Below are 26,927 nucleotides of genomic sequence, written 5' to 3' on the forward strand. Positions count from 1 at the left end.
AGCGGCCGGACAAGGCCAAAAAACGCGACCGGGGAGGCCGCGCAAGCGAGGAGAACGTACCATGAATATGCACGACAAAGCGCACGAGCTTGCCTCGGCGATCAAGGAATTCGAAGCGTACCGGGAAATGAAGGCGGTTCGCCGCCAGATTGACGCCGACGGGGTGAGCAAGGCGATGCTCGGCGATTTCCGCCGCCTGCAGTCCGAGCTGAACCGGCAGGCGGCTTCCGGTGTTCAGCCGCAGCAGACCGAGGTGGAGCGGCTGGAGAAGCTATATGGCACGATTGCGCAAAATCCGGCGATTCGCAAGCTGTTCGAGGCTGAACGGCAGCTGTCCGAAGCGCTGGAGGAGGTGCAGCGGATTATCGCCGAGCCGCTGCGCGAAATGATGGACTGACCGCAAGGCCTGAAGCACGAAGCGCTGAAAAAAAACGACCCGATCGACCGGCAAGGGCTATGGCCCTGACCGGGAAATCGGGTCGTTATGCGTTTGTGGGAGCGGCGGAAAGCGCTGTGCAGCGCCGTGCAGCGGCACATAACCGCCGGGCAAAAGTGGCGCTTGCCGGGCAGGCGCTGTTACCGCCGCCGCGGATCTGCCAGCCGCCGTGCGGACGGCACCGCGCTCCGGTAGTCGAGGGCGGTACGGAAAGCCCGCTATTGCCCCTCCGTGTCCAGCGGCAGCAGCACCAGGAACGTCGCTCCTTCGCCGACGCGGCTTTCCACTTCAATCCGTCCGCCGTGCGCTTCGACAATCGATTGCGTAATCGCCAGCCCCAGCCCGGCTCCGCCGTATTTGCGCGCCCGCGAGGCGTCGATGCGATAGAAGCGCTCGAACAGATGCGGCACATGCTCGGCGGGAATGCCGGGACCGTTGTCGCGTATCGCGATGCCGATCAGGCTTCCGGCCGGTTTAACCTTCACCTCGATGCGGCCTTGCGCCGCGTCGGTATGCTGGACGGCATTCTGGAACAAATTCAGAATGACCTGCTTGATTTTGTCGCGGTCAAACAGCAGCGTCGATTCGTCGCCCGGGTCGACCTCAACCGTCCGCGCGCCGGCGAGCACGCGCAGCTGCGGCTCCATTTCCAGCACGACGGAACGCAGCGAGCCCGGCGATTTGCGGGGGGCCGGCGTGCGATCCATTTTGGCAAGAAACAATAAATCCTCGACGAGCTTTTTCAACCGCTCGGATTCCGAATACATGCTCGTAAGCGATCTGCGCAGCTGCTCCTCGTTGCTGGCCGCGCCGCGCAGCAAAATTTCCAGAAAACCGTGAATCGACGTCAGCGGCGTCCGCAGCTCGTGCGAAGCATCGGCGATGAAGCGGCGCATTTGCGATTGCAATTCTTTTTCGGCCAAAAAAGACGCCTCCAGCCGTTCCAGCATTCCGTTAAACGAATGCGAAAGCCGGTCGATTTCGTGCTGTCCCTGCTGATCGGGCAAGCGTTCGTCCAGCTTCCCGGCATCGATGCGTCCGACGGTTTCCACAATCTGCGATAGCGGCACAAGCGTCCGGCGCAGCACCGGCAGAAACGACATCAGCGCTGCTCCCAGCGCTACGATCGACAGGAAAATAAACGTCACCAGCACCAGCATGAGCATTTGCTGCACCGGGCCGATGCTGCAGCTTGCTTGAGCAATGCCAAGAAGTTTGCCGCGAAATTCAACCGGCTGCAGCACAACGAGCATTTTGACGCCGTCGGCGTTGGTGGCGACGAAATACGTCGGCTTGCGCGGATCGCTCGTTTTGGCTTTGGCATACGTCTCAGCCGTAAGCAGGGGCGACTCCTCGTGGTTGAGCTCCGGGTTGAGCTCGTGCAGCTTGCCCGCTTCATCGTAAAGCGCAATTGCCGTAAATTCATTGGCGCGCAAATTAAACGGCGCGTTCCCCCCGTCCTTGCCGCCGCGATGCTGGCCTTGACCCTGGCCCTGAGTGCCTTCGCGTTTCATCGGGCTGCGCCCGGCAGCATCGTCCATGTCGCGCGGATCGCCGGAATGGCCCTCCAACTGCTCCTCCCAAGCTTCGGGCGGGATGGAACGCAGCTGGCTTTTAAGCCCAGCCGCCTTGTCGCGGTACGCATATTGCTGAATCAGCACATATTGGGAAACCCCGATCAGCAGCAGCAGCACCGATAAAATCAGCAGCGAGCGCGACAGCAGCTGAAAATGCAGCGAATGCGGCGTCACGAATTGTCTGAATCGGCTCAGCCACCGGGGCGCGCGCCCTTGCGGCCGGGCACTCATAACAGCTCCACCCGGTAACCGGCTCCGCGAATTGTGCGAATGACTTTATGCTCCTTGTCCTGGAGCTTTTCACGCAGCGAGCGGATGTATACCTCCACGATATTTTCTTCGCCGCCAAAATCGTATCCCCACACCTTGTCGAGAATCATCGCTTTGCTGAGCACAATGCCGTGATTGATCACCAGGTATTTCAGCAGCTCGTACTCCGTGGGCGACAGCTCCAGGGTACGCTCGTTATAGACGATTTCCCGGCGCTTGTCGTCAATCCGTATCGGTCCTAACGTAACCTCGCTCAGCAGGTGCGGAAACTGGTTGCGAACGCGGGCAAAAATACGCGCCAGCAGCTCCTGAAAGCTGAACGGCTTGGCCATATAATCGTCGGCGCCCAGCGTCAGGCCCTTGACGCGGTCTTCGACTTCTTCGCGCGCTGTCAGCATAATGACAGAGGCGTTGCCGATTTTTTTCAGCATCTGGCACACCTCGAAGCCGTCCATACCGGGCATCATCACATCCAGAATGACAACATGCGGATGAAAATCCTTGGCCAGCGTAATGGCCGCCATGCCGTCGGGAGCGGTAGCGACCTCGAAGCCTTCGTTTTGCAGACCCAGCTCAAGAAATTGCAGAATATGCGGCTCGTCGTCCACGAGCATGATTTTGATGCCTTGTGTTTGCTGCATGACCCATCACCTGCTTTTTAGGTTTGTGTCCCCATTATAATGGCTCATCTGCCAGCGAACAATTTGCCGGACGACATTTTCAGCAAACATTCAGTCAGCATTAAGTTGCGATTCAGGTAACGCGCCCATAATGAGAATCAGGAAACCAGCCCACGGGAGGGCTGATACCGGACCAACCCACGATCAGGGAGAGATGCGGCATGAAAAAATCAAAATGGACCAAATGGCAAGTCGGCGTAGGCGCCACCTTGCTTTTGATCGTCTTGTTTCAGCAGGTCAAAAGCACCCCGCAATTCGCCGCCGCCCGGCAAGCGGCAGTCGCTTCGGCGCAGCCGCAGCAGGAGCTGGCCGCGAGCAGCGAAGGGACGCTGCCGGAAGCGCCGACAGGCCGCGGACCGCGCCTGAATGACGGCGGGGACAGCGGGGACAGCGGTGCAGCGCAGCCCCAGCGGCAGGAGCGCATGGAGCGCGGCTCGCGCCGCGGCGGGTTTAACGCCGAAGGCGGCCGGCGCGGGGGCCGGAGCGAGCTTGGCGCGCAGGGACAAGGCGGAGCCGGCGGCGATTCGCAAGCTGCGCCGCGCGGCGGCACGGGCGGCTCAAGCGATGAAGTGACGCCGCAGGCGCCATCCTCGTCGCAGTCGCAGTCGTCGACGTCGCACAGCAGAAGCCGGGCGTCTTAAACGACGATTCAATTAAGCAGCATCGCACAACAGCTGCATCGCCTGAGAGCAGCAGGAGGGATCGAGGAGGATGAGGATGGAAAAGCAGCTGGACACCATCGCATTCCGCGCCATGAACAGCGAGATGGAGGTCATAGCGGAAGCGGCTGAGGAACGCGATGAGCTGGAGCTGTATGCGCGGCAGTGGTTCGAAGCGGTCGAGCATCGCTTCAGCCGCTTTCGCTCCGGAAGCGAGCTGTCGCGGCTCAATGCAGCGGCTGGCGCACGGTGCCTGATTTCGCAGCCGATGCTGGAGGTGCTGCGGCTGGGCGAGGATTACCGCGCCTTGACCGATGGCGCGTTCAGCTTGTTCGTGCACAATGCGCTGCACGAAGCCGGGTACGCCGAATCGTTTGAGCGGCTTGCAACAGCGGCTGGTTCTGCACCGGCATCCGTGCCGGCTGCCGCGCCTGCGCCTTCACCGGCGTCGGCGCCGAGCGCGAGCCTCGCGCTCGACCCGGCCATGCGATCGCTGCGCATGGCCCCCGGCTGCCGCCTCGATGTCGGCGGCATCGCCAAAGGCTGGGCGGCACGCCAGCTCGCCGCCGGACTCAGATCGCAGTGGGGCATGGACCGGGGACTGGTCAATGCCGGCGGCGATCTGGAGGCGTGGGGCGGCTCGTCTGCCAGCGAGCCGTGGATAGTCGCCGCGGCCGCCCCGTGGCCGGGCGCGGCGGAGGCTGAGCCGCGCCTGCGGCTGTGGCGCGGCGCTGTCGCTACCTCCAGCGTGCTGCGCCGCCGCTGGAGCACCGAGCGCGGGACGATGCATCATCTGATCGACCCGCGCACCGGCCGTCCGGCCGCCAGCGGCGTTGTGCAGTCCACCGTCATCGGCAGCGATCTTGTCGAATGCGAGATTTGGGCCAAGACGATGTGCATTGTCGGTCTGGAGGAAGGGCTTGCCCATCTGCGTCGCAAAACACGCGGCTTGGAGGCGCTGATCTATACGGAGGACGGTCGTCTGCATTATGCTGGCGAGCGGTCTGCGGACCGCGAACGCTGGGTGCATTTGCCCGCCGATCATCTATACAAGCTGCAGGAAGCATAAGCTGCCGGCAAGCTAGAGGAGGACAACCCAATGGAATCATTTTTTCATTTGCCGGTGTGGGCGCTGATCCGGGGCCTCGGCCTCGCCGCCTATGTCAGTTTGTTTGCGGGAATGGCCTGCGGCATCATGTTCAGCTTCCCGTTCTGGATCCCGAAAGAAAAAGCCCGCCTGCTACGCTGGCATAACGCCGCCAACTATACGGGCACCGCGCTTGCGCTGCTGCACGGTCTGCTGCTGTCCATCGATGCGTACGTCACCTTCTCGTGGCGTGAAATTTTCGTGCCGTTCACAGCGGCGAGCCATCCGGTTTTGAACGGAATCGGCACCCTTGCCATGCTGGGGCTTGTGCTCGTCCTGCTGACGACCGATTTGCGCAACAAGCTGAAGCGGGCGCTGTGGCTGGCGTTTCATTTATTGTCTTATCCCATTTTTCTGCTGGCGCTTGCGCATGGGCTTTTCCTTGGTACGGACAGCGGCAATACGCTCGTAAAAAGCATGTACATCGTCACCTTTGCCGCTTTGCTGCTGCTGACAGCTATGCGGATGATATGGCGGGTGCGCAAGATCAGGCCCCGGATCGGGCATGTGAATGAATTGTAAACGACAGCCGCGTCGCGTTTTGCTAAAATGGAAGGCGCAAGTTTTTATTTGAAGCAAAAGGAGCGTGCAGCCGGTTGCAGCGGATTTCGGCAACAACGATATTTTGGACGGCTTTGCAGTTGGGCTTGACCTCCTTTGGCGGGCCTGTCGCCCATTTGGGCTATTTTCGTGAAGCGTATGTGGTCAAAAAGCGCTGGCTCGACGAGGCCGACTTCGCCGAGTTGGTGGCGCTGTGCCAGTTTTTGCCCGGCCCGGCGAGCAGTCAGGTAGGCATTGGCATCGGGCTGTTGCGCGGCGGCTGGGCGGGCGCAGGGGCCGCCTGGCTCGGCTTTACGCTGCCATCTGCCGTCGCGCTTGCCTTGTTCGCCTGGCTCAGCGCGGGCTTGGGCGGCACGGATTTTGCCGGCACAGGCTGGCTGCACGGATTGAAAATCGCCGCCGCCGCTGTAGTGGCGCAAGCCGTTTGGGGAATGGGCCGGACCTTTGCGCCCGACCGCAAGCGGCTTGTCTTTGTGTTCGCCGCCGCAGCGGCGGCGCTGCTGGGGAGCTCGGCCTGGCTGCAGCCGCTGCTCATTGCACTGGGCGGCTTGGCCGGCTGGCGCTGGTTGAGCGCCGGGCAGCCTGAGATCGCTGCCGCCCCTCCCGGCCGGCCGCCCGCCTCCGCGCCGCCCGCCGCGCCGCCTGTCCCGGCCTCCGTCGCCGTGGCTCCTGCCGCGCCCGCTGCCGCCCCTGCCGTTGTCACAGTGGCCCCCGAGCCGGCCCCCGCGCCCACAGCCGCGCCGCCCAACTCCGCCGTTGTCGTTCCAGCCGAGCGGCCCGCCCCCGCCTCCGCCGTTGTCGTTCCAGCCGAGCGGCCCGCCCCCGCCTCCGCCGTTAGCGCCCCCGCCGAGCCGCCTGCCCGCGCCTCACTGCAGCCGCCGCATTCGCGCCGCACCGGCGCGGCGCTGCTGCTCGTGTTCGCGGCGCTGCTGGCGGCGCTGCCAGCAGCCAGCGCCCTGTCAGGCGCGGCCTGGCTGGCGTGGGCCGACGGCTACTACCGCGCCGGAGCGCTCGTCTTCGGCGGCGGGCACGTGGTATTGCCGCTGCTGGAGCAGCTGACCGTGCCCGGCGGCTGGGTGACGCACGACCAGTTTCTCGCCGGCTACGGCGCAGCACAGGCAGTGCCGGGACCGCTTTTTACATTTGCCGCCTATCTGGGTTATGCAACCGGCGGCTGGTTCGGAGCGGTCGTTGCGCTGGCTGCAGTGTTTCTCCCAGCCTTCCTGCTCGTCGCAGGCGCGATGCCGTTCTGGAGCCGGCTCAGTGGCCGCCGCGGGGCGCGCGGAGCTCTCGCAGGCGTCAATGCGTCTGTCGTCGGGCTTTTGCTGGCGGCGCTGTACGATCCGGTCTGGGTGTCGGCTGTCCGCTCCCCGCAGGATGCGGCCCTTGCGCTGACTGCGTTTGCCCTGCTGATGTACGCCGCAACGCCCCCTTGGGCGGTCGTTGCCTTTTGCGCGCTTGGCGGAGCAGCCTTTTCCTGGCTTTCCTGAGAGCGCCGGCTGGCGGACCGGATGTGTTTTCCGCGCTGCTGCGATATAATGGATAACACTGGCAATCGAGGGGAGAGAAAGTGTGCAATGAACGATACCATAGCGCTGCTGCTGCAGCACCGATCGATCCGCAAATTTACCGCCGATCCGCTTGCGCCGGAGCAGGTTGGTCATATCATCGCTGCCGCGCAGCACGCGTCAACCTCCAGCAATATGCAAGCCTACAGCGTTATTGGAGTGACCGATGAAGCGGTCAAGCGGCAGTTGGCCGCGCTGGCCGGGAATCAGGGCTATATTGTCGAATGCCCGCTGTTTCTCGTCTGGTGCGCCGATCTGTACCGCTATGCCCAAGCGGCCGGACGGCATACGGATACGCCGGTGACCGGCAACGCCGAGAATTTGATCGTCGCTACCGTCGACACGGCCTTGGCTGCGCAAAATGCCGCCATCGCCGCAGAATCGATGGGGCTTGGCATCGTCTACATCGGCGGCATCCGCAATCAGCCGGACGAGGTATCGGCGCTGCTGAAGCTGCCCGAGCTCGTGTATCCGGTGTTTGGCATGTGCGTCGGCGTACCCGATCAGGAGCCGCTGTCCCGACCGCGTCTGCCGGAGCAGGCCGTCTATCACAGTCAAGCGTACAATACCGAAGGACAAGCCGAGGCCATCGACGCTTACGATCAGACTATAGCGCAGTATATGAGAGAACGGACGCGCGGCAAGATCGCGACGTCGTGGTCCAAGGAAATGGCGGCCAAAGCGGCGCGTCCCCGCGAGCACATGCGCGCTTTTTTGCAGAAAATGGGCTTTGGTCTGGAATAGCCGGCAGCGCGACTTGCGTTCATAATTGATGAACTTGTCTCATATACATGGGACAGGGAAGATCAGTTGGGCGAAAGGAGTGCTAATCCGTGAAAGGGCTGAAAAACGTCGTGTTTATGAGTCTCGCGCTGGGCATGCTGATCTATTCGGTGCCTCAGCTTGACTTCCGCAACGGCTCGACCTTGCAGACGGCGTTTAGCGTGGTCTGGGCGATCATGTCGCTGCTGGTTGTCGCTGCGCATCTGCATCAGATTTTGGGTGTGGACGAGGAGACGAGAAAAGAGCTTCGCCGTATCAACAGGATGAAAAAGTGGCAGATCGAGCAGGCGCTCGGCGGCCGCCGAAAAATTTTGCAAATTCGCAAATAACCTCCGCGCAAGCTCCGGCCCTCAGGGACCGGGGCTTTGTTGATTGTTTTGGCAAAACGTTCCGGGAGTATGCACCTGACGTCGCTTGACCGCTGCGAACCGGCTGCGTTCAGAAAATGTCGTTTTACGCCATAAATTTGTGCGTAACCTGCTTTACAAACGATTTCTTGTGCTGTAAAATAAAAACATAACGAACATTTGTTCTTAAATGGTGCGAATCGCATGTCCCCGTTGTTCTGCGCACGTTCAACCACTATAATAGTGACACGGACGAATACAGAAATTCAGGTCGGGGTGTATGAATGACTACGATGGATGATGAGGATTCGCTGACGAAGCATGAGCAAATCTTGCGGCATATTGAAAGCCTTGCGCTCGGCAGCCGGATTTCTGTCAGGAAAATCGCCAAGCATCTGGATGTAAGCGAAGGAACCGCGTACCGGGCGATCAAGGAAGCGGAGAGTCAAGGACTTGTCAGCACGAAGGAGCGGATCGGCACCGTTCGCGTTGAGAAGAAGCTGCGCCAGAACATTGACAAGCTGACGTTTGCCGAAGTCGTCGACATGGTTGACGGCGAAGTGCTCGGGGGCGCGTCCGGGCAGCAGAAGACGCTGCATCGGTTTGTCATCGGCGCGATGGAGCAGGATGCCATGATGCGCTATATCGAGGCGGGAAGCCTGCTGATTGTCGGCAACCGGAACGAAGCGCACATTTGCGCGCTGGAGCAGGGAGCGGGGGTGCTGATCACGGGCGGATTCGATACGAGCCCGGAGGTGAAGCGGCTGGCCGACCAGCTGGAGCTGCCGATCATCTCCAGCAGCTACGATACGTTTACCGTTGCCTCCATGATCAACCGCGCCATTTACGATCGGCTGATCAAGAAAAAGATCATCATGGTCGAGGACATCCTTGCATCGGGAGCGCCGGTTGCTTCGCTGAAGGCGAACAGCACCTGCAAGGACTGGAAGCGGTTGTCCGAGCTGACCGGCCAGAGCCGGTTTCCCGTCGTCGACGAATGGAACAGGATCATCGGCGTAGTTACCGCCAAGGATATGGCCGGGGCCTCCTCCGAACAGCCTGTGGACAAGCTGATGACACGCAATCCGCTTACCGTGACCCTCCAGACGCCGGTAGCTTCTGCCGCACATATGATGGTGTGGGAGGGGATCGAGCTGCTGCCTGTTATCGATGCCAACCGTAAAATGATCGGCGTCCTCAATCGCGGGGAGGTGCTGCAGGCGATGCAATACATCCAGAAGCAGCCGCAGAACGGAGAGACGTTTGAGGATCTGATCGGCTCTGGCATGGAAGAGGTGCGCGACGCCCAGGGTGGCTTGAGCTTTCGCGGCGTCATTACGCCGCAGATGACGAACCATCTGGGGACGGTGTCCGAAGGCGTGCTGACCACGATGATGAAGCAGGCGGCATTTCGCATCGTCCAGGAGCAGAAGCGGGGCGATCTGGTCATGGAGAATATGTCCACGTATTTTCTGAAGCCGGTCCAGCTTGACAGCCGAATCGAAATAAGGCCCACCATCATAGAGGTGAGCCGGAAATTCGGTAAAATCGACGTTGAGATTTATCACGCGGATGCGCTCGTTTGCAAGGCGATGCTGAACGCCCAGGTCATCGAGCAGATCTGAAGGATTCGCAGCGAAGGTCGACTACTCCGGCATCCGCTGGAAATGGCTGTAGTTGCGAATTCCGGCAAACAGATTGAACAAGCCGATCAGCAGAAAGATCGTGCCGAACGTGCGGCGCAGCGTCGAATCCGTAAAGAAGAACAACTGTGTAACGGCAAGCAGGACAAGCATCAATCCCATGCACATGTTCATTCTGGCCGAGAACAGTCCGCGTCTTTTGGGATCGCGTTCGCGGCGAAAGCGGAAGCTGAAATAAATCGAAAGCGCGAGCATAAGCACAATAAGCAAAAACATTCCAACCTGAACGGTTTCCAGCATAAATCAAGTACCACCTTTGACGTTTATTCCTTATTAACTCTAGCGAGTTTTGCACGGAAATGCAATGCGCCGCACCTGTCAGGCAAAATAAAAGCGCCGGCTCCGGACAGCGGGAGCGGCGCAATTAATTGGGACGGCGTTGTTCATCTATTTTTTTCGAAATGGATTCCCAGCTCATCTTTACGCTAATCTCGGATAATCGAAAAGCGCCTTCGAAGCTCTCGTGCACGGCTTCTTCAAAGAGGTGTTCAAACAGTTCTTCCAACTTGTCTTTAGCCATGTGTTATTCTCCTATGCTGATGTTTTGGATAAAAATGTATACTTTTATATTATCTTTAAACGTGAAAAAGTTCAGCGCAATTTTTGTTGCGCACGAACGCAAATAAATTGCGCGGGAGGAGATTTTATCGAGTTTCGAGTGCAAGTTTGGATGGAGAAGATCATTCAGAGCTATTATCCGACGCAGGATTTGCAAGAGCTGCTGCTGGAATGCATCGCCGACAAGGCTGCCGAGCCTACGCTATGGTCGGGCATGACGCTGCTTGTCCACCGCATGCTCGGCGGAAGCAATCCCCATATAGACCGACTATGCGCGCTCACAGAGCTCGCTATTTTGGCGTTGGACATCATGGACGATCTACAGGATCAGGACAATTTGCAGAAGGTGTGGATGCAGCGGCCGCAGCCTTATGTGCTGAATGCAATGGTCGGTCTCTTGATGGCGGTGTCGGCGGAATTAAGCGCGCTCCGCGCCGCTGATCCGCAGCAACGTTTTCCTGATGCCGGCGAGTTCGGGCGTCTGATTGCTGTTGCGATTAACGGGCAGCAGACCGATCTGGCGCTGACGGTGCAGACTGAGCACGAATATGTGGAGATGGTTCATAAAAAGTCATGCATGCTGATCCGCATCGCTTTTTATTTCGGTCTCGGCGCGTTACCCAAGGAAGCGGTCGACGAAGATAAGGAGCAAAGCTTGTACCAGATCGCCGACCATATCGGCTTGATGGCGCAAATCCGCAACGACACGGCGGATGTGACGCGCTGCGACACCAAAAACGATTTGCTTGGCAAGAAACGGACCTTGCCGATTTTGTTCATGCTCTCCGATCCCGAGCTGGAGTTGCCGATTTTGGCCGATTATTATGCAAATACGGTCAGCCGGGAGCAATTTGCCGAGCAGTTGGATGCGTGTCTGGACTATGTGCAGCGTTCCGGCTGCATTCCGTATTGCGAGTTTATTCAGCAGTTGCAGTACAAACGCGCGTTGGACATTTTGAAGCAGCTGCCGCTTGTTGCCCCTTGGAAGACGAAATTTCAGACCGAAGTGCTGGATATGTTCGGCGGTTAGGGAACGTTTCGGCACAGCGAAGGAGCAGCCGCTTGGTTCGCCGTGCCGGCGTTTTATGTACGTTTTTCTTTTGCCGTGATCCAGATGCTTAGCTCGGTTTGCACGAGCACGATCGATTTGACTTCGATGACATAATTTTTTTCATGAATGCTGTACAATTTTTGATGAATCAGCTGCTCGTACAGAGGCCGCGCGTCTCGAACAGAGGCGGCTTTTTGTCCTATGACAAGTTTAAGATCGTTTTTGACGTTGCCTTCAATTTCCTTCTGGATGTCCTCGCTGGGCAGCTCTTCGAGCTCACCGGGTACAAGATATACATTGACGACGTTGATCAACGCCATTTTGTTGCGCGTCTTGTTCAGCGCATCGACATCGCGCCGCAAATCGGCATTCTCTTCCATATATTTGTGGAGCTGGACGTACAGCAGGTTATAGTTGTGCTGAAAAATACTCATATAAACCGCGCTGCCGATGATCGCTCCCGAGACGAGCAGGCCGAATCCGGCCAGCAGCCGGCGATATCGCTCGAATTGCGGCACCCTCAAGGCTGCTGCCCCCCTTTGCAGATCATCTGAATCAGCGAGGTGCCTAAGTGAGCCCCGATAAAGGCGACAACGATCAGCATGATCTGCTTGATCGCCGGGCTCAAGTGTCCTTCGGCAACGTGGCTTTCGATGTAGCGGATCGGATCGATTGTACCGCCGACGGCCGCGACCATTGCCCAGATTTTGATATTTTCCGAAATGGCGAGCATTTTTTCGCTGGGTGATTGCAGTGTCAAGACGGCTCCAAGTCCGCTTAACATGCTGCCTCCGAACACGACGCCAAACGCCACGCAAAAATAGACGACCATATTGCCCCAAAAGCTGTACATCGCTTCTCATCGCATCCTTCCGCTTTGCGGCCCTTCAGCGCCGCTGCATCTGATACATTGTATGGGAAACCATGTCCACAATATGATAAAATAGTGGGAAATGCTGCGAGATTAGGAGGAAGTCCATGAGTTCATTTGTCCATCTGCACGTACACAGCGAATACAGTCTTCTGGACGGCGCAGCGCGCATCGACGATCTTGTCGACAAAGCGGCCGCACTCGGGATGACTTCTCTCGCATTGACCGATCACGGCGTCATGTATGGCGCGATTTCGTTTTACAAGGCGTGTCGCGCTCGCGGCATCAAGCCGATTATCGGCTGCGAAGCGTACTACACGGCGGGCTCGCTGCGGGAGAAGGTCTCCCGTCAGGAGCAGCCGATTTATCATTTGATTTTGCTGGCCAAAAATCTCAAGGGCTATCAAAATCTGATGAAGCTGATTTCGATTGCGCATCTGGAGGGCTTTCATTACAAGCCGCGTCTGGACCATGAACATTTGGCCCGTTATGCGGAAGGGCTGATTTGCCTGAGCTCTTGTCTGGGGTCGGAGGTGTCGCAGCATTTGCTGCATGATCGTCCGCAGGAGGCGCGGGCGGCGGCCGAGCGTTACCGGAGCATTTTCGGGGACGATTTTTTTCTGGAGCTCCAGGATCACGGGCTGCTGGAGCAAAAGAAGGTCAATCTGGCGATGGTCGAGCTGAGCAAGCAAACCGGCATTCCGCTGATTGCGACCAATGACGTGCATTATGTCCAAGAGCCGGATCATGTTGTACAGGACATTCTGATTTGCATCGGCACCGGCAAAACGGTGGACGATACCGAGCGCTTGCGCATGGGTACAAGCCAGATGTATTTGAAAAGCGGCGAAGAGATGCAACGGTTGTTCGCTTACGCGCCGGAAGCTTTGAGCAATACGCTGGCGGTTGCCGAGCGCTGCGAGCTGCAGCTGGAGTTCGGTCAATCGATTCTGCCGCGCTTTCGTCCGATTCCCGAAGCGATGACTGCCGGCGCTTACTTGCAGCAGCTCTGCTTGGACGGGCTGGAGCAGCGCTACGGAGAACGCGCCGAATGGCGGGACGAAGCGTCGGGGCAACGCAAGCTGGCTGAGGAGCGGCTGCTGTACGAGCTGGGCGTCATTGAACGGATGGGCTTCTCCGACTATTTCCTGATCGTCTGGGATTTCATCCGTTTCGCTCACGAGCGCGGGATTATGACCGGACCGGGACGGGGCTCGTCGGCCGGGAGTCTTGTCGCTTACGTGCTGCGAATCACAAACGTCGATCCGCTGGGCTACAAGCTGCTGTTTGAACGTTTTCTCAATCCGGAACGGATCAGCATGCCGGACATCGACATTGACTTTAGCGACGAGCGGCGCGATGAAGTCATCGAATACGTCGTGGGCAAATACGGACGCGAGCATGTTGCGCAAATTATTACGTTCGGGACGATGGCGGCGAAGGCTGCGGTTCGCGATGTCGGACGGGTGCTCAATATTCCGTACGGCGAGGTGGACCGCGCTGCGAAGCTGATCCCGCATCAGCTCGGCATGACGCTGGCCGAAGCGCTGGAGATAAGCCCCGAGCTGAAGGCGCTCGCCGTCAAGCAGCCCAAGACAGGGGAACTGCTGGACATGGCCAAGCGGGTGGAAGGCATGCCGCGCCACGCTTCGACGCACGCCGCCGGCGTCGTGATCTCGCGAGAGCCGCTGACGGAATACGTGCCGCTGCAGGCCGGAACCGAGCAAACGGCACTGACGCAATATACGATGGAGCATCTGGAGTCGATTGGCCTGCTCAAGATGGATTTTCTCGGGCTGCGTACCTTATCGATTATCGAGCGCGCGCTCAAGTGGATTGAGGAGCAGCGGGGTCAGCGGATCGATTTGAACCGGCTGGATATGGACGACGATGCCGCGACCTACGAGCTGCTGACTCGCGGGGAAACGACGGGGATCTTTCAAATGGAGTCGGCGGGCGTGCGTCGCGTGCTCAAGGATTTGAAGCCTTCGGCGTTTGAAGACATTATTTCCGTGCTTGCGTTGTACCGGCCGGGCCCAATGGAGTTTATTCCCAAATTCATTATGGGCAAGCACGGCGAAATCGCTATCGAATATCCGCATGCGGCGCTGGAGCCGATCCTTCGCGATACGTATGGCATTATCGTGTACCAGGAGCAGATCATGCAGATCGCTTCCACGATGGCCGGCTTCAGCCTCGGCGAAGCGGATCTGCTGCGCCGTGCGGTATCCAAGAAAAAACGCGAGGTGCTGGACGAGGAACGGACGCATTTTGTCGCCGGCAGCGAGCGCATGGGCTATGCCGCAACCGATGCGAACCGCGTCTACGATATGATCGTGCGCTTTGCCGACTACGGCTTTCCGCGGGCCCATGCCACGGCTTATGGCGTGCTGGCGTTTCAAACCGCCTATTTGAAGGCGCATTATCCGGTTTATTTTATGGCGTCGATGCTGACGGCTGTGATGGGCAACCACCGCAAGGCAGCGGAATACGTCGACGAATGCCGACGGATGAAGCTGGCGGTGCTGCCGCCCGACGTCAACGGCAGCGGCGTCGTTTTTACGCCGGATGGCAGCGGAACGATCCGCTTCGGGCTGGCCGCGATCAAAAACGTCGGCACGCATGCCATCGAAGCGATTTTGCAGGAGCGTCGCAACGGGCCGTTCGAGAGCCTGCTCGATTTTTGCCGGCGCGTCGATTTGCGCGTCTGCAACAAGCGGGTGATCGAGTCGCTCATTCAGGGCGGGGCGTTCGATTCGCTTCCCGGTCATCGCGCGCAGCTGCTGGCGGTGCTGGACGAGACCATCGCATCGGCGACGAAGTGGCGCAAAGAGCGCGATGACTTGCAGCTCCATCTGTTTGGCTTTGTCGAGGAGCCGAATTGGGAGGTCGAATTTCCCGACATTCCGCAGCTTGCTCAGGCCAAACAACTGGAGCTGGAGCGCGAGCTGCTCGGCATGTATATTTCCGGGCATCCGCTGGACGCTTACCAGGAGCGGCTGGCCGCGCTGGAAGCGGACAAGCTGCACGAGCTCGGCGAGCTGGCCGATCACAGCGACGTGCTGGTGGCCGGAATGGTGCTTGCCAGCAAAACGATCGTCACGAAGAAGGGACAGCCGATGGCGTTCATGGAGCTGGAGGATCGCATCGATAAAGTCGAGGTCGTGCTGTTCCCCGAGACGTGGAAAACGGCTGCGCCGTATGTGCAAAAAGGGCGGCTCCTGCTCGTGCGCGCCAAGCTGCAGCTGCAGGATGAGGATCCGCCCAAGCTGCTCGCGGAGCAGCTCGCTCCGCTGGACGACGCCGACGCCGTCCAGCGCTTGCGCCGGCCGCCGCAGCGCCAGGCGGCGAGCCGCCCGGCCGCGCCAACGCGCGCGGCCAAACCGGCCGCCGACGCCGCAGCGCGGCCCGGCGGCGGCGGCCCCGCGGCCCCGGCTGCGCAGCCGGGCCGCCAAGCCCCGCGCGCGCAGGCAACGCCCGCGCGCGACGCCGCCCGCGGCCCCGGCCAAGCCGGGCCGCGCAGCTCCGCCGGCCGCGGCACGGCCGGGCCGGCGTCGACGCCGGCGGCCGCATCGGCTGCGCCGGCCGCCGGACGTACACCCGCTGCCGCGCCGGAGCAGCGGGTGTACGTCAAAATCTCGGCTGATAGCGAACAGCCGGACAAGCTGCTGCAGCTCAAGACGCTGCTCAAGCTGCACCCTGGCCCGCTCGCTGTCGTGCTGTTCTACGAGCAAAGCGGCAAGCGGCTGGCGCTGAGCGACAGCTATCGGGTCAAGCCGTCCCCGGAGCTGCTGCGAATGATCGAGACGATCATGGGCAAAGATTCCGTCAAAGTGAAATAATGCCGCATCCCCGCGCATACAATTCAGATACCCGAAGTATTCGGAGATGACATGCAAAAGCCGGGGAGGATATCGATGACGGAACAGCATATGATCCAACTGTTGAACAAACGGGGAGTCACACTGGAGCAAATCGCGGAAATCGTCTGGAAGCTGCAAAGGCCCTACAACGACAAGCTGACCGTGGAGCAATGCGCCGAAAGCGTACTGGCCGTGCTGGGCAAACGCGAGGTGCAGTATACGCTGTACACGGGCATTGCGCTCGACGAGCTGGCCGAGCGCAAGCTGCTGCCGGAGCCCCTGCAGGCGATTCTCGATGCCGACGAGCCGCTGTATGGCGTCGACGAGACGCTGGCGCTTGGCATCGTCCATGTCTACGGGATGATCGGGCTGACGAGCTTCGGTTATTTGGACAAGGATAAGCCGGGCGTCATTCGCGAGCTGAATGACAATCGCGCCGCCGTGCACGTCTTTCTCGACGATCTGGTGGCCGGGCTGGCGGCAGCCGCTTCGGCGAGAATCGCCCATCAGAATGAGGCCGCTCCCGACTATACGAGCCGTTCCGGGCCCGAATAACGGCATTTTCGGGCTTGTTTGCTTTTTCAAACTGGTTTGTTGCGGGAAAAAGAGGAGTTATGATATCATTAATCCATTGTGTATGCCTATGCCTATAGGAGGTTTTTTTTCATGTGGACGGTGATTTACATAGCTCCTACCGCAAAAATAGCCGAGCGGATCAAGCAGAAGCTGACTGAAGAAGGCTTTCTCGTGCAGGTGCGCGGAGTCAATCTGTCCAAGAATCACTATGAAATTCAGGTACCCGAAGGCGAGTTGGAGGAAGTCCAGGAAGTGCTCAATACTATTTTACATAGATAGCTTTTGATAAAAGAGGACTTGGCTTGTTAGCTTCACGATAAAAGCCGGCGAGGTGGAACAGGTGTCTATAAAGGATTTATTTCAGAAACGCAAATACGCAACGATTCCTTCCGAAAGAACAAAACGGGAAATTCCCGAAGGACTTATGAATAAATGTCCCAAGTGCGGAACGATTCAAACGAGCAAAGAGCTGGAGAAGAACCTGAAGGTATGTACGGCGTGTGGCTATCATTATCGGCTGAACGCGCTGGAGCGCATCCAGATGACGCTGGATGAGGGCAGTCTCGTCGAATACGACAGCGATATGATTTCCGAGGACCCACTGGAGTTCCCGGATTATATAAACAAGCTGGAGAAAGCGAAAAGCACCACGAATCTCAAAGATGCGATTGTGACAGGCGAAGGGACGATCGGAGGCTTTCCGGTCGTAGTTGCGGTCATGAGCTTTGACTTCATGGGTGGCTCGCTAGGCGCCGTTGTCGGAGAGAAAATCACGAGAGCGGTGGAAAAGGCGCTGGACAAGCAATGTCCGGTTATCGTTTTTTCGACCTCCGGCGGGGCACGGATGCAGGAAAGCATTCTCAGCCTGATGCAAATGGCCAAAACAAGCGCGGCGCTGGCCAAGCTTGGCGAGCAGGGCGGGCTGTTCATTTCCGTGATTACCGATCCGACCTTTGGCGGCGTTTCCGCCAGCTTTGCGATGCTGGGCGATATCATCATCGCCGAGCCGGCAACGTCGTTCGGCTTTACGGGCCGACGCGTCATCGAGCAGACGATCAAACAAAAGCTGCCTGATAATTTCCAAACGTCCGAGTTCAACCTGGAGCACGGCCAGTTGGATAAGGTCGTTGCCCGCAAGGAGATGCGGCCGACGCTGATCCGGCTGCTGGACATGCACGGCACGAAGGAGGATGCGAGCTATGGCGGGTGAAATGCCGTTTGAGCAGCCGCTTGCGGAGCTGCGAAGCAAAATTGACGAGCTGCGCAAATTCGGCAGCGAAAAGCATATTGATTTTTCGGAGGAAATTCGTCGTTTGGAGGAGCGGTACGCACAGCTGGAGGAGGAGTTGTACAACAATCTCTCCTCGGCCAACAAGATGCAGCTGGCGCGGCATCCGCAGCGTCCGACGACGATTGACTATATACAAGCGATTTTTACCGATTTTATCGAATTTCACGGCGATCGGCTGTACGGCGACGATCTGGCGATTGTCGGTGGTCTGGCCAAGCTGAACGGCATTCCGGTTACGGTCGTGGGGCATCAGAAGGGCAAAGACACCAAGGATAACATTGCCCGTAACTTCGGCTGTCCGCATCCGGAGGGCTTCCGCAAGGCGCTGCGTCTGATGCGGCAGGCGGACAAATTCAAACGCCCGATCGTGACGTTTATCGACACGAAGGGCGCTTTTCCCGGTAATGCTGCGGAAGAGCGTGGGCAAGGCGAAGCGATCGCCAGGAATTTGCTGGAGATGGCGTCTTTTCGCGTGCCGATTGTTTGCGTCGTCATTGGCGAAGGCGGCAGCGGCGGCGCACTGGCGCTTGGCGTAGGCAACAGGGTGTTAATGCTGGAGAACGCCATCTATTCGGTCATCAGTCCCGAAGGTGCGGCCTCCATCTTGTATAAAGACGCTTCCAAATCCCTGCAAGCGGCAGAAGCGATGAAAATTACAGCCGATCACATTCAGGAGCTGAACGTGATCGACGGCGTGATTCCCGAGCCTAAGGGCGGGGCTCATCGCGACCCGGCGGCGCAATCGGAATCCATCAAAGCCGCTGTATGGGAGCATCTCCAAGCGCTGCTTGGGATGTCGGAGCAGGAACTGGTCGAGGATCGATACCGAAAATTCAGAGATATCGGTAGGTTCACATTCATTCAGGAGGGAAACCATGCGTAAAACGAAAATTGTCTGTACGATTGGACCGGCAAGCGAATCACTGGAAAATCTGAAGAAGCTAATGGAGGCGGGGATGAATGTCGCCCGTTTGAACTTCTCCCACGGCGACTTCGAGGAGCACGGCAACCGAATCCGCAACATTCGTCAAGGCTGCAAGGATACGGGCAAAACCGTAGCGATTCTGCTTGACACTAAAGGTCCGGAAATTCGTACCGGCAAGCTGAAAGAAGAGCCGATTGAGCTCGTGCAGGACAACCACATCATTTTGACAACCGAAGAGATTTTGGGCGATGCCAATCGGGTTTCCGTTACATATAAGGACTTGCCGCGCGACGTGAAAGTCGGTTCGACGATCCTGATCGACGACGGCTTGATCGGCTTGACGGTTGTCGAAATCCGCGGCAACGATATCGAATGCCGCATTGTCAATGGCGGACCGATCAAAAGCAAAAAGGGCGTGAACGTGCCGGGCGTGAAAATCAGCCTGCCGGGCATCACCGAGAAAGACGCCAACGACATCATCTTCGGCATCGAGATGGGCGTAGACTTCATCGCCGCTTCGTTCGTCCGCAAAGCGAGCGACGTGATGGAAATTCGCGAGCTGCTGGAGCGTCACAACGCTTCGCACATTCAAATCATCAGTAAAATCGAAAACCAGGAAGGCGTGGAAAACCTCGACGAAATCCTTGAAGTTTCCGACGGTCTGATGGTGGCGCGCGGCGATCTCGGCGTAGAAATTCCGGCTGAGGACGTGCCTGTCGTGCAAAAACAAATGATCAAAAAATGTAATCAAGCCGGCAAGCCGGTCATCACCGCCACCATGATGCTCGATTCGATGCAGCGCAACCCGCGCCCGACTCGCGCCGAAGCAAGCGACGTGGCGAACGCTGTATTTGACGGCACGGATGCTGTCATGCTGTCCGGCGAAACCGCTGCGGGCAAATATCCGGTAGAATCGGTACAAACGATGTCCCGCATCGCCGAGCGCGCCGAAAGCGCGCTGGAATATAAGGAAATTTTCCTGCGTCAAGCGCAGGCGCAGCAAACGACGGTTACCGAAGCGATCAGCCAAGCTGTAGCCAACTCCGCGCTGGAGCTGGGCGCGAAAGCGATCCTGACGGCAACGGAAAGCGGCTATACGGCAAGAATGGTATCCAAATACCGTCCGAAAGCGCCGATTGTTGCTGTAACGCCAAACGAACAAATCATTCGCCGCCTGTCGCTCGTCTGGGGCGTCATTCCGGTGAAGGGCGTAGAAGCCAAAACAACGGACGAGCTGTTCAACCTGGCTGTTGACAGCAGCATTCAATCCGGTCTTGTCACACTGGGCGATATCGTTGTCATCACGGCTGGCGTGCCGGTTGGCCGCTCCGGAACGACAAACCTGATCAAAGTTCACCATGTCGGCGAAATGATCGCCAAAGGTACAGGCATCGGCACGCAAACAGCTACGGGCAAAGTCGTAACGGCCCGCACGCCGGAAGAAGCGGCAGCGAAAATGACCGACGGTGCCGTTCTCGTTACCGTGTCGACGGACCGCGAATACATGCCTTCGATTCAACGTGCAGCTGCTCTGATTACGGAAGTGGGCGGCATTACGTCGCACGCCGCAGTCGTGGCGCTGAGCCTTGGCATCCCTGTCATCGTTGGCGTCGAGAACGCAGTAGAAGTGATTCAGGACGGCGTCGAGGTATCGATTTATCCGGAAGTTGGCGTGATTTACTCCGGTCGCGCGCGCGTACTGTAAAAGCGAATTGGCATCCGAGTGAAGCGAGAGAGTTCCTTTCGCTTCACTTTTTTCATTTAGTGGAGTATTCGGAAACGGAAGGGGAGCATGGAGATGTCAAGCTATCGCTGGTTTCGCCAGCAAGTGCGGGTGCGCTACGAGGAAACCGATCAGATGGGCGTCGTCTATCACGCCAATTATTTAATCTGGTTCGAAATTGGCCGGACCGAGCTGATTCGCCAAATCGGTTATCCCTACCATCGGCTGGAGGAGCAGGGAATGCTGCTGCCTGTGGTCGAAGCCGAGCTGAAATACAAGCGTCCGGCGCGGTATGACGATGTCATCAGCATATATACCCGCATAGAGACGCTGAAAGGAATCCGCATCGGCATGGCTTATGAAATTCGCCGCGAGGAAGAACTGGCTGCGCCGTGGGAGGAAGGAAGCGAGCCGCGAGGCGAGCTGCTGGTGGTTGGCTCTACGCTGCATACGTTCATCAACAAGGATTGGAAATTTGTCAACGCGGAAAAGGAAGCGCCTGAGCTATGGGCGCGGCTGCGGGACGCGGCGCAGTTGTAGTAACCGCTAGATAGCATTCAACGGAAACGGGGACCGCAGGGTCGTCGGTTATCCGGGGATGCTTTTTTTTTGCAGAATATTTCCAAAAAGCGTATTGAGATTAATATTTTAAGGAAATTAATAATTTACACATTTTTACTAGCTAAACTTTTTTTCGTATATACTAAACAATTGTTAGGAGATATCGATGAGAGAAATTTATACGGGAGGTATGGCTGTGAGCAATGATCATTTGCGGATCACGAATGTTGCGAAAGGCATCTTGAATACGTCATACGGTGCATTTTCGCTATACTGCTTTTCTATGATCAACGATTTTGAGCATCAAGGAAGGGTTACAGAGCATTTGGCTTTGGTGAAAGGTGAAGACAAGGGCTGGGTCGGTCCCGTATACTACCGTTTGAATTCTTCGTGCATTACTAGCGAGGTGTTTGGCTGCGAACGCTGCGACTGCAAATGGCAATTGGATAAAGCGATAGAGTATATAGCGGAAAAAGGCAGAGGAATTATCACGTATCACACGAGCCACGAAGGAAGAGGTTTCGGTCTTGCAGCCAAGCTGGAATCGTATAATTTGATGGATTTGGGAATTCGCTCGTCAGAATCCTATATTCAGTTGGGATTGGGGACTGAAGATCGAAGAGATTTTCGGGTGGGCAGCAAAATATTGCAATATTTTGGCGTTAACGAAGTAATCCTGCTTGGAAATAACAAAAAAAAGCTCGATGCGCTTGAAAATGCCGGTATTAGCGTCGTACAAAGAAAATCTTTGATTTATGACGGTAATCAGGAAAAGGTAAAGATGTATCTCCGACATAAAGCTCATGATCCAGAGCAAGATTTATTGAAAGTAATTGGCGGAGGCAGCTATTGAAAACAATATTAGTAACAGGAGCCAACGGAGATATCGCGGCTGCCTGGATATCACGACTTGAACGTCAGCATCACCGAATTATCGGAATGGATCTAAAGCCGAGCCGTTATCCGTACCTGCAGACATTTTTGTGCGATTTATCTGACGAAAACGAAATTATCAACTGTCTGCGGCAGGGAGAGGGCGGTTGGTTGGAAGAAGTTGATGCCATTGTCCATCTGGCTGGTCTATATCCCAACCTACCCTTGGAAAGTTATGATAGCCAGCTCTGGGATCGTGTCCATGCAGTCAATGTGAAATCGTTGTATCTTATCGTTCAATACATGGTTGCTCGTCCATGTGTCAAGTTGCAAAACATCGTGATTACGTCTTCTACGGCCGCCAAAACGGGCAGCAGGGACCCGGCATACGCTTCATCCAAAGCGGCTTTGATTGGTCTGGCCAAGAGCTTGAGCGTTTCCCTTGCTGATCGACATATTCGGGTGAATACAATCCTCCCCGGCATTATAGAAACGGCAATGTCTCACGTACAATCCGAAGAGAGAAAACAATTTCACAAGGAACGGACACTGGCGAAATATATCGGACAGCCTGAAGAAGTAGCGAATGTCATTTCATTTTTACTGGACGAGCAATCTTCCTACATTTGGGGAGCAGCAATTGATATTAATGGAGGAATGACCTTATGAGCAGTTTGTTAATCGCGTTGTGTGGCCTGGACGGGTCAGGAAAAACAACGCAAATCTCCATGTTAAACCGCTGGTTTCAGGACAACGGCGAGAGAAGTTTGGTAACGAAGCAGCCAACCGATTACTATCGGCATGACCCGCGAGTGCGAGCATATTTGGATCACGGTATTTGTCCCAGTATGGAGACGATTGCGTTGTTGTCCGCGGCGGATCGTCAATGGCATATGGCAAGTGAAATCGAACCAGCTCTTTCCGAAGGAATTCATGTAATTTCGGACCGGTATATATATAGCTCTTATGCTTTTTTTAAGGCCAGAGGGCTTGATTACAGCTATTTGAATCATATCTATGGAAGCTTGAGGACACCAGACTTAACGATTTTCCTGGACCTGCAGCCGGAAGCGACCTTAATGCGTGTTATGCAACGGGATGGAAAAGAACAATTAAAATATGAAGAACAAGGTACGGAGGTTTTTGAAAAGGTTCGTGCTGCGTTTATCGACGTGCTTCCACAAGATACGTTGATGATCGACGCTGAGCAAAGACCCGATGCGATTCATGAGCAAATTGTGCAGCGAGTTAAAGCGCTACAGAAACGGAAGGTGACGGCATGATCAGCATGAATGATTTCATGAGCCGTATTGTTCAGACCGGAGCGTTAACCGATCCGAGCCAACAAGCAAAGCTGTGTCGGTTTGTTCAAGAGCATGCCGATCTGGAACAGGTATTAAATTGGTTGGATCAGATTGTCACCAGTTCTGACGAGGAGCAGTTACAAAAGTTGTCGACCCTTATGGAAGTACATCCGCTCGGCTTTGAGAAATACGTCATTTGGAACGAGCAGTTGGATGGTCCCCGTATGAGACTGCATTACTGGCCGCAAAACAAATGGCCGTTTGAAAGTATCCACGATCACCGTTTTCACTTCTGTTCCACAATTTTATGCGGCAGCTACACCCATGAAACCTATGAGGTCAAACAAACCGATGGCGAACAAGTCGAGCTTGAACTGACAAGCAGTACGATCATGTGCAGCGGGGATGTGTATTATTTTCCGGCGGGCCACTTTCATCGCGTTTTGCCAAGTGAAGAACTGACGTTATCGTTGATTATCAGAAGCGAAGCGGTGCTGCCTTATTCGAGAGTGATTGACCCGAAAACGAGAATCCTGCGAAATGCGTTGGGGGCAAAAACTAAATTTTGCAATAAACTGAGAAATTTAAGTGTGGAATTACAAGTAAAGGAGCAGATATAGATGGAAACGCATCGTGAGCTTTGCCGGGAGCAGCAGTTGATTATTTTATTTAGCCGCCTTACGTTTACGCCAGAACAAACGGAGCGGGTCGCCGAGTTGATTAGCGAAGGCATTGACTGGTTTTTGCTGTTGCGGTATTCAGTGAAAAACAAAGTATTGCCGCTGGTGTGGCATCATTTGCAATCGCAAGGCTACAGGCAGGAGGTCCCGTTGCGTCTGGGACAGATCATGAATTTCTATAAGCTTGGCACAGCGGAGCGTAACCAAGTGTATTTGCGCGAGCTTTCGCTTGTCGCGTCAGCGTTTGGGAAAAACGGTATCCCTTGTGTCCCTCTGAAGGGGGCATACTTGATCCCGCAGATGTATAAGGATCGCGGCATTCGAACGGTTAACGATATGGACTGTTTGATTCGAAAAGGTGACGTCAAAAGCGTGCGTTCGATTATGCAGGGGCTAGGTTATGTCGAAGGTGAGTACGACAAGAAAACAAATACAATTACTCCGGTAAACCGCGAGAGAGCCCTTCTTTGGCAAACGAATATGAATAATTTATTGCCGTTTCTGAAGCTTCACGACTCGGAATACGCTCCGGTCACACAAATCGATTTTTCTTTTAGTCTGGATTTAGAGCTTCAGAAAGAGCCTGTTGAAATAATGATTACAGGGGCGGTCAAGGATGCGGATTCCGGTTTTCATTATTTAAATCCCGCCCATTTTTTTATTCACCAATGCTGCCATCATTACAAGGAAGCAAGCAACGCGTCCTGGGTGGCTTTGAATAGCGATTTGAATCTGATTAAATTTTGTGATGTCCGCGAATATATTCTTCGTTTTATGAATGAAGAGCAGTTGCGCAACGCCGTTGCTTTTGCCAAAGACACCGGTCTGGAGAAGGCCGTTTATTTCACCTTGTATTATCTTAAAGAAATTTTCGATGACGGCTATGAAGAGCAATTGCTGCAGGAATTTGAATTTAGTGATACAAGCTTTCTGTATACCTACGGACAAAAGGATTATGGGCATACCGTCGCTTGGAAAAAAGGCTTCTGGGAGAGGTTGTTCTCAGATACGAATAAAGACGAGCTGCAGAAGGATGCCAAGTATGCCGCCATTCTGCAAGAATCGTAAGGAGATCACGAATATGCCATCTTTTCTTTTCGCGCAGCCGGATTGCGTTACCGTCCAGCAAACGGCGACGACTCTCCATCAATTGTTTATCGACCAAGCTGGCCGGACTCCTGATCAGATTGCGGTGCAATTCGAAGCATCGACGTTGACCTATGACGAGTTGCATCGCAAATCGGATCAGCTGGCCCAGCAGCTACAACAATGCGGGGTTGGTCCAGAGTCAGTGGTCGGTATAGTTTGTTATCGTTCATTGGAAATGATCGTAGGGTTACTGGCCGTTCTTAAAGCCGGAGGGGCTTATGTGCCGCTTGACCCTGATTATCCGGAAAATCGCCTTGCTTTTCTGATTGCCGACAGCAAGCCAACTGCTATTTTATGTCAAAAACGGTTGAGAGGCAAAATAAAAGCTCCAGATGCTCGCGTTATTTGCTTGGAGCAAGCCGGAACAGCAGGTCCCGCTCCTTTGGTTTCTGCAGCTCAGCCGAACAATCTGGCATATCTGATATACACGTCCGGGTCGACGGGAGTGCCCAAAGGTGTAATGATTGAGCATCAGTCGATCGTCAACACGATTGCCTGGAGAAAAGCGTACTACTGTATGTCATCTGTTGATGTTGTGCTGCAGCTGCCGTCAATTTCCTTTGACAGCTCTGTTGCCGATATATTCACCGCTTTGGCGTCAGGCGCGAAGCTACTGCTGATTAACCAAAGTCAGCGATTGAACGTTAAATATATGCAAAAGCTGATCGCCGATGAGAGTGTTACTCACTTTTTGACGGTGCCGTCTTTTTATAAAGCTTTGCTGAATGAAAACAGTCATCTGTTGGAGCACATGAGATTTGTGACGATTGCAGGGGAAGATTTTACCCCGCATCTGGTTGACGAGCATTTTCGCAAATTGCCGCAGGTTCAGCTTTATAATGAATACGGTCCGACGGAAAATAGCGTATGTTCCACCTGTTATCAATTTCAACAGCATGATGGAAACGGCATAACGATCGGCAAGCCTATAACCTATACGGAGGCTTTGGTACTCGATACCGATGGGAATCAGGTGGGAGAAGGCGAACTTTATTTGTCCGGGGCAGGTTTGGCGCGCGGTTATTTGCGTAACGCCGAGCTCACCGGAGAAAAGTTCATTGCTCATCCTTTTCAACCCGGCGCGCGTCTGTACCGGACAGGCGATTGGGTCAGACGATTGCCTGACGGTAACTACAAATATTTAGGCAGAATGGATCATCAAATTAAAATCCGCGGTTTTCGTGTTGAACTAAAAGAAATCGAGTATCACATGTTAAAAAGTGGCCTTGTCAAAGATGCTTTTGTTACTATGCGGGTGAATGCTGAGGGGAACAAAGCTTTGGTCGCGTATGCGGTTGCGGACGCTGCTCAAGGCGGAGCCTTATTAGCGGCGCTTCAGGCCAATCTGCCTGAATATTCGATACCTTATCATTTCATCTACGTGAACGAGTTGCCGTTAACGCCTAACGGCAAAATCGATATTCAAAGTCTGCCAACCCCGGAAACTCGCTTTCTTGCCGATTCGTCTGCCGATTCCTTTTCTCAAAAAACGAAGCTGGAAAACATCATAGGCAGCATGACTGGGAGGGCTGTACGGCTTGACCCCGCAAGTTTGCATCAAGACCTGATCAAACTTGGTGTTGATTCATTGGCTTATATCAAGCTTTTGGTGCAAATTGAAAATGAATTTGGCTTCGAATTCGATTATGGCGATTTGATGTCCTCTGCGAATGTAACAGCTGGCGACCTTCTGTCTATTATCGAACGTAATGCTGCGCAGAAATAGTTCAATTCCAGAAATGACCCTGATACAAAACAGACGGTCTTGCCA

At 55.8% G+C, this 26,927-nt stretch carries 28 protein-coding genes; 22 read left to right on the top strand and 6 right to left on the bottom strand.

Going from position 1 to position 26,927, the window contains the following annotated elements:
* The first annotated feature begins 61 nt into the window (after window positions 1–61).
* On the top strand, window positions 62–397 hold the full coding sequence (locus tag B5M42_RS08425; protein ID WP_134755295.1) for a YlbF family regulator: 336 nt from the start codon (window positions 62–64) through the stop codon (window positions 395–397).
* 257 nt (window positions 398–654) lie between these two features.
* On the opposite strand, the gene B5M42_RS08430 is transcribed toward B5M42_RS08425, so the two are convergent.
* Entirely contained in the window at window positions 655–2,244 is a 1,590-nt protein-coding gene (locus tag B5M42_RS08430; RefSeq protein WP_134755297.1) for a sensor histidine kinase, read from the bottom strand.
* Window positions 2,241–2,924, bottom strand: a complete 684-nt coding sequence (locus tag B5M42_RS08435; RefSeq protein WP_134755299.1) for a response regulator transcription factor — start codon at window positions 2,922–2,924, stop codon at window positions 2,241–2,243. The genes B5M42_RS08430 and B5M42_RS08435 overlap by 4 nt, the downstream gene beginning before the upstream one ends.
* Window positions 2,925–3,124: 200 nt before the next feature.
* Here B5M42_RS08435 and B5M42_RS08440 point away from each other — a divergent pair, with 200 nt between their 5' ends.
* The 7 genes from B5M42_RS08440 to B5M42_RS08470 all read left to right on the top strand — a co-directional run bounded on the left by B5M42_RS08440 (window position 3,125) and on the right by B5M42_RS08470 (window position 9,653).
* Window positions 3,125–3,604 (top strand): hypothetical protein, encoded by a 480-nt coding sequence (locus B5M42_RS08440; RefSeq protein WP_134755301.1) that lies wholly within the window; start codon window positions 3,125–3,127, stop codon window positions 3,602–3,604.
* 76 nt (window positions 3,605–3,680) lie between these two features.
* The gene (locus B5M42_RS08445) at window positions 3,681–4,691 is read left to right on the top strand and encodes an FAD:protein FMN transferase (protein WP_167690131.1); all 1,011 of its coding nucleotides are present in this window, start codon (window positions 3,681–3,683) and stop codon (window positions 4,689–4,691) included.
* Between the two features lie 30 nt (window positions 4,692–4,721).
* Window positions 4,722–5,291, top strand: coding sequence for a ferric reductase (locus tag B5M42_RS08450; RefSeq protein ID WP_134755305.1), 570 nt, complete (start codon window positions 4,722–4,724; stop codon window positions 5,289–5,291).
* Between the two features lie 74 nt (window positions 5,292–5,365).
* Window positions 5,366–6,820, top strand: a complete 1,455-nt coding sequence (locus B5M42_RS08455) for a chromate transporter (protein ID WP_167690133.1) — start codon at window positions 5,366–5,368, stop codon at window positions 6,818–6,820.
* 87 nt (window positions 6,821–6,907) lie between these two features.
* Window positions 6,908–7,642 carry an oxygen-insensitive NADPH nitroreductase gene (nfsA, locus tag B5M42_RS08460; RefSeq protein ID WP_134755307.1) on the top strand — a complete coding sequence of 245 codons (735 nt, stop codon included), beginning with the start codon at window positions 6,908–6,910 and terminating at the stop codon, window positions 7,640–7,642.
* A gap of 89 nt (window positions 7,643–7,731) precedes the next feature.
* Complete coding sequence (locus B5M42_RS08465; RefSeq protein ID WP_134755309.1) at window positions 7,732–8,010, top strand: hypothetical protein; 279 nt, start codon at window positions 7,732–7,734, stop codon at window positions 8,008–8,010.
* A 311-nt stretch (window positions 8,011–8,321) separates the two neighbouring features.
* A complete protein-coding gene (locus B5M42_RS08470) occupies window positions 8,322–9,653 on the top strand; it encodes a DRTGG domain-containing protein (RefSeq protein WP_134755333.1) in 1,332 nt (443 codons plus the stop codon).
* A gap of 21 nt (window positions 9,654–9,674) precedes the next feature.
* On the opposite strand, the gene B5M42_RS08475 is transcribed toward B5M42_RS08470, so the two are convergent.
* Together B5M42_RS08475 and B5M42_RS08480 are read right to left on the bottom strand one after the other, a co-directional pair.
* The gene (locus B5M42_RS08475) at window positions 9,675–9,971 is read right to left on the bottom strand and encodes a YtpI family protein (protein ID WP_134755311.1); all 297 of its coding nucleotides are present in this window, start codon (window positions 9,969–9,971) and stop codon (window positions 9,675–9,677) included.
* Between the two features lie 124 nt (window positions 9,972–10,095).
* Window positions 10,096–10,251 carry a hypothetical protein gene (locus B5M42_RS08480; protein WP_167690135.1) on the bottom strand — a complete coding sequence of 52 codons (156 nt, stop codon included), beginning with the start codon at window positions 10,249–10,251 and terminating at the stop codon, window positions 10,096–10,098.
* Window positions 10,252–10,401: 150 nt separating this feature from the next.
* Between B5M42_RS08480 and B5M42_RS08485 the strand changes: the two genes are divergently transcribed.
* The gene (locus B5M42_RS08485; RefSeq protein ID WP_134755313.1) at window positions 10,402–11,319 is read left to right on the top strand and encodes a polyprenyl synthetase family protein; all 918 of its coding nucleotides are present in this window, start codon (window positions 10,402–10,404) and stop codon (window positions 11,317–11,319) included.
* A gap of 53 nt (window positions 11,320–11,372) precedes the next feature.
* Here the strand turns inward: B5M42_RS08485 and B5M42_RS08490 are convergent, their stop codons facing one another.
* Together B5M42_RS08490 and B5M42_RS08495 are read right to left on the bottom strand one after the other, a co-directional pair.
* Window positions 11,373–11,864 carry a hypothetical protein gene (locus B5M42_RS08490; RefSeq protein WP_134755315.1) on the bottom strand — a complete coding sequence of 164 codons (492 nt, stop codon included), beginning with the start codon at window positions 11,862–11,864 and terminating at the stop codon, window positions 11,373–11,375.
* A complete protein-coding gene (locus B5M42_RS08495; RefSeq protein WP_134755317.1) occupies window positions 11,861–12,193 on the bottom strand; it encodes a YtrH family sporulation protein in 333 nt (110 codons plus the stop codon). The genes B5M42_RS08490 and B5M42_RS08495 overlap by 4 nt, the downstream gene beginning before the upstream one ends.
* 125 nt (window positions 12,194–12,318) lie before the next feature.
* Between B5M42_RS08495 and B5M42_RS08500 the strand changes: the two genes are divergently transcribed.
* From B5M42_RS08500 to B5M42_RS08560, 13 genes are all read left to right on the top strand, one after another.
* Window positions 12,319–16,053 carry a DNA polymerase III subunit alpha gene (locus B5M42_RS08500; protein WP_230632813.1) on the top strand — a complete coding sequence of 1,245 codons (3,735 nt, stop codon included), beginning with the start codon at window positions 12,319–12,321 and terminating at the stop codon, window positions 16,051–16,053.
* A gap of 75 nt (window positions 16,054–16,128) precedes the next feature.
* The gene (locus B5M42_RS08505) at window positions 16,129–16,629 is read left to right on the top strand and encodes a phosphatidylglycerophosphatase A family protein (protein ID WP_134749110.1); all 501 of its coding nucleotides are present in this window, start codon (window positions 16,129–16,131) and stop codon (window positions 16,627–16,629) included.
* A 111-nt stretch (window positions 16,630–16,740) separates the two neighbouring features.
* Window positions 16,741–16,929 carry a glutamate decarboxylase gene (locus tag B5M42_RS08510; protein WP_134749112.1) on the top strand — a complete coding sequence of 63 codons (189 nt, stop codon included), beginning with the start codon at window positions 16,741–16,743 and terminating at the stop codon, window positions 16,927–16,929.
* A 61-nt stretch (window positions 16,930–16,990) separates the two neighbouring features.
* A complete protein-coding gene (accD, locus tag B5M42_RS08515; protein ID WP_134749114.1) occupies window positions 16,991–17,860 on the top strand; it encodes an acetyl-CoA carboxylase, carboxyltransferase subunit beta in 870 nt (289 codons plus the stop codon).
* A complete protein-coding gene (locus B5M42_RS08520; protein ID WP_134749116.1) occupies window positions 17,850–18,824 on the top strand; it encodes an acetyl-CoA carboxylase carboxyltransferase subunit alpha in 975 nt (324 codons plus the stop codon). The genes accD and B5M42_RS08520 overlap by 11 nt, the downstream gene beginning before the upstream one ends.
* Window positions 18,817–20,571 carry a pyruvate kinase gene (gene pyk / locus B5M42_RS08525; RefSeq protein WP_134749118.1) on the top strand — a complete coding sequence of 585 codons (1,755 nt, stop codon included), beginning with the start codon at window positions 18,817–18,819 and terminating at the stop codon, window positions 20,569–20,571. Before B5M42_RS08520 ends, pyk begins: the two co-directional genes overlap by 8 nt.
* Window positions 20,572–20,664: 93 nt before the next feature.
* On the top strand, window positions 20,665–21,129 hold the full coding sequence (locus B5M42_RS08530; protein WP_230632814.1) for an acyl-CoA thioesterase: 465 nt from the start codon (window positions 20,665–20,667) through the stop codon (window positions 21,127–21,129).
* A gap of 187 nt (window positions 21,130–21,316) precedes the next feature.
* Complete coding sequence (locus B5M42_RS08535) at window positions 21,317–22,003, top strand: GTP cyclohydrolase II (protein WP_134749122.1); 687 nt, start codon at window positions 21,317–21,319, stop codon at window positions 22,001–22,003.
* Window positions 22,000–22,692 (top strand): SDR family NAD(P)-dependent oxidoreductase, encoded by a 693-nt coding sequence (locus B5M42_RS08540; RefSeq protein ID WP_167689562.1) that lies wholly within the window; start codon window positions 22,000–22,002, stop codon window positions 22,690–22,692. Before B5M42_RS08535 ends, B5M42_RS08540 begins: the two co-directional genes overlap by 4 nt.
* Window positions 22,689–23,306 carry a dTMP kinase gene (tmk, locus tag B5M42_RS08545; RefSeq protein ID WP_134749126.1) on the top strand — a complete coding sequence of 206 codons (618 nt, stop codon included), beginning with the start codon at window positions 22,689–22,691 and terminating at the stop codon, window positions 23,304–23,306. Before B5M42_RS08540 ends, tmk begins: the two co-directional genes overlap by 4 nt.
* Window positions 23,303–23,947 (top strand): calponin homology domain-containing protein, encoded by a 645-nt coding sequence (locus tag B5M42_RS08550; RefSeq protein WP_134749128.1) that lies wholly within the window; start codon window positions 23,303–23,305, stop codon window positions 23,945–23,947. The genes tmk and B5M42_RS08550 overlap by 4 nt, the downstream gene beginning before the upstream one ends.
* Window positions 23,948–25,075 (top strand): nucleotidyltransferase domain-containing protein, encoded by a 1,128-nt coding sequence (locus tag B5M42_RS08555; RefSeq protein ID WP_134749130.1) that lies wholly within the window; start codon window positions 23,948–23,950, stop codon window positions 25,073–25,075.
* A gap of 13 nt (window positions 25,076–25,088) precedes the next feature.
* Window positions 25,089–26,882, top strand: coding sequence for an amino acid adenylation domain-containing protein (locus B5M42_RS08560; protein ID WP_167689564.1), 1,794 nt, complete (start codon window positions 25,089–25,091; stop codon window positions 26,880–26,882).
* Window positions 26,883–26,927 lie beyond the last annotated feature (45 nt).

Origin of the sequence: Paenibacillus athensensis, assembly GCF_004514475.2 — a bacterium.
GTDB lineage: Bacteria > Bacillota > Bacilli > Paenibacillales > NBRC-103111 > Paenibacillus_AL > Paenibacillus_AL athensensis.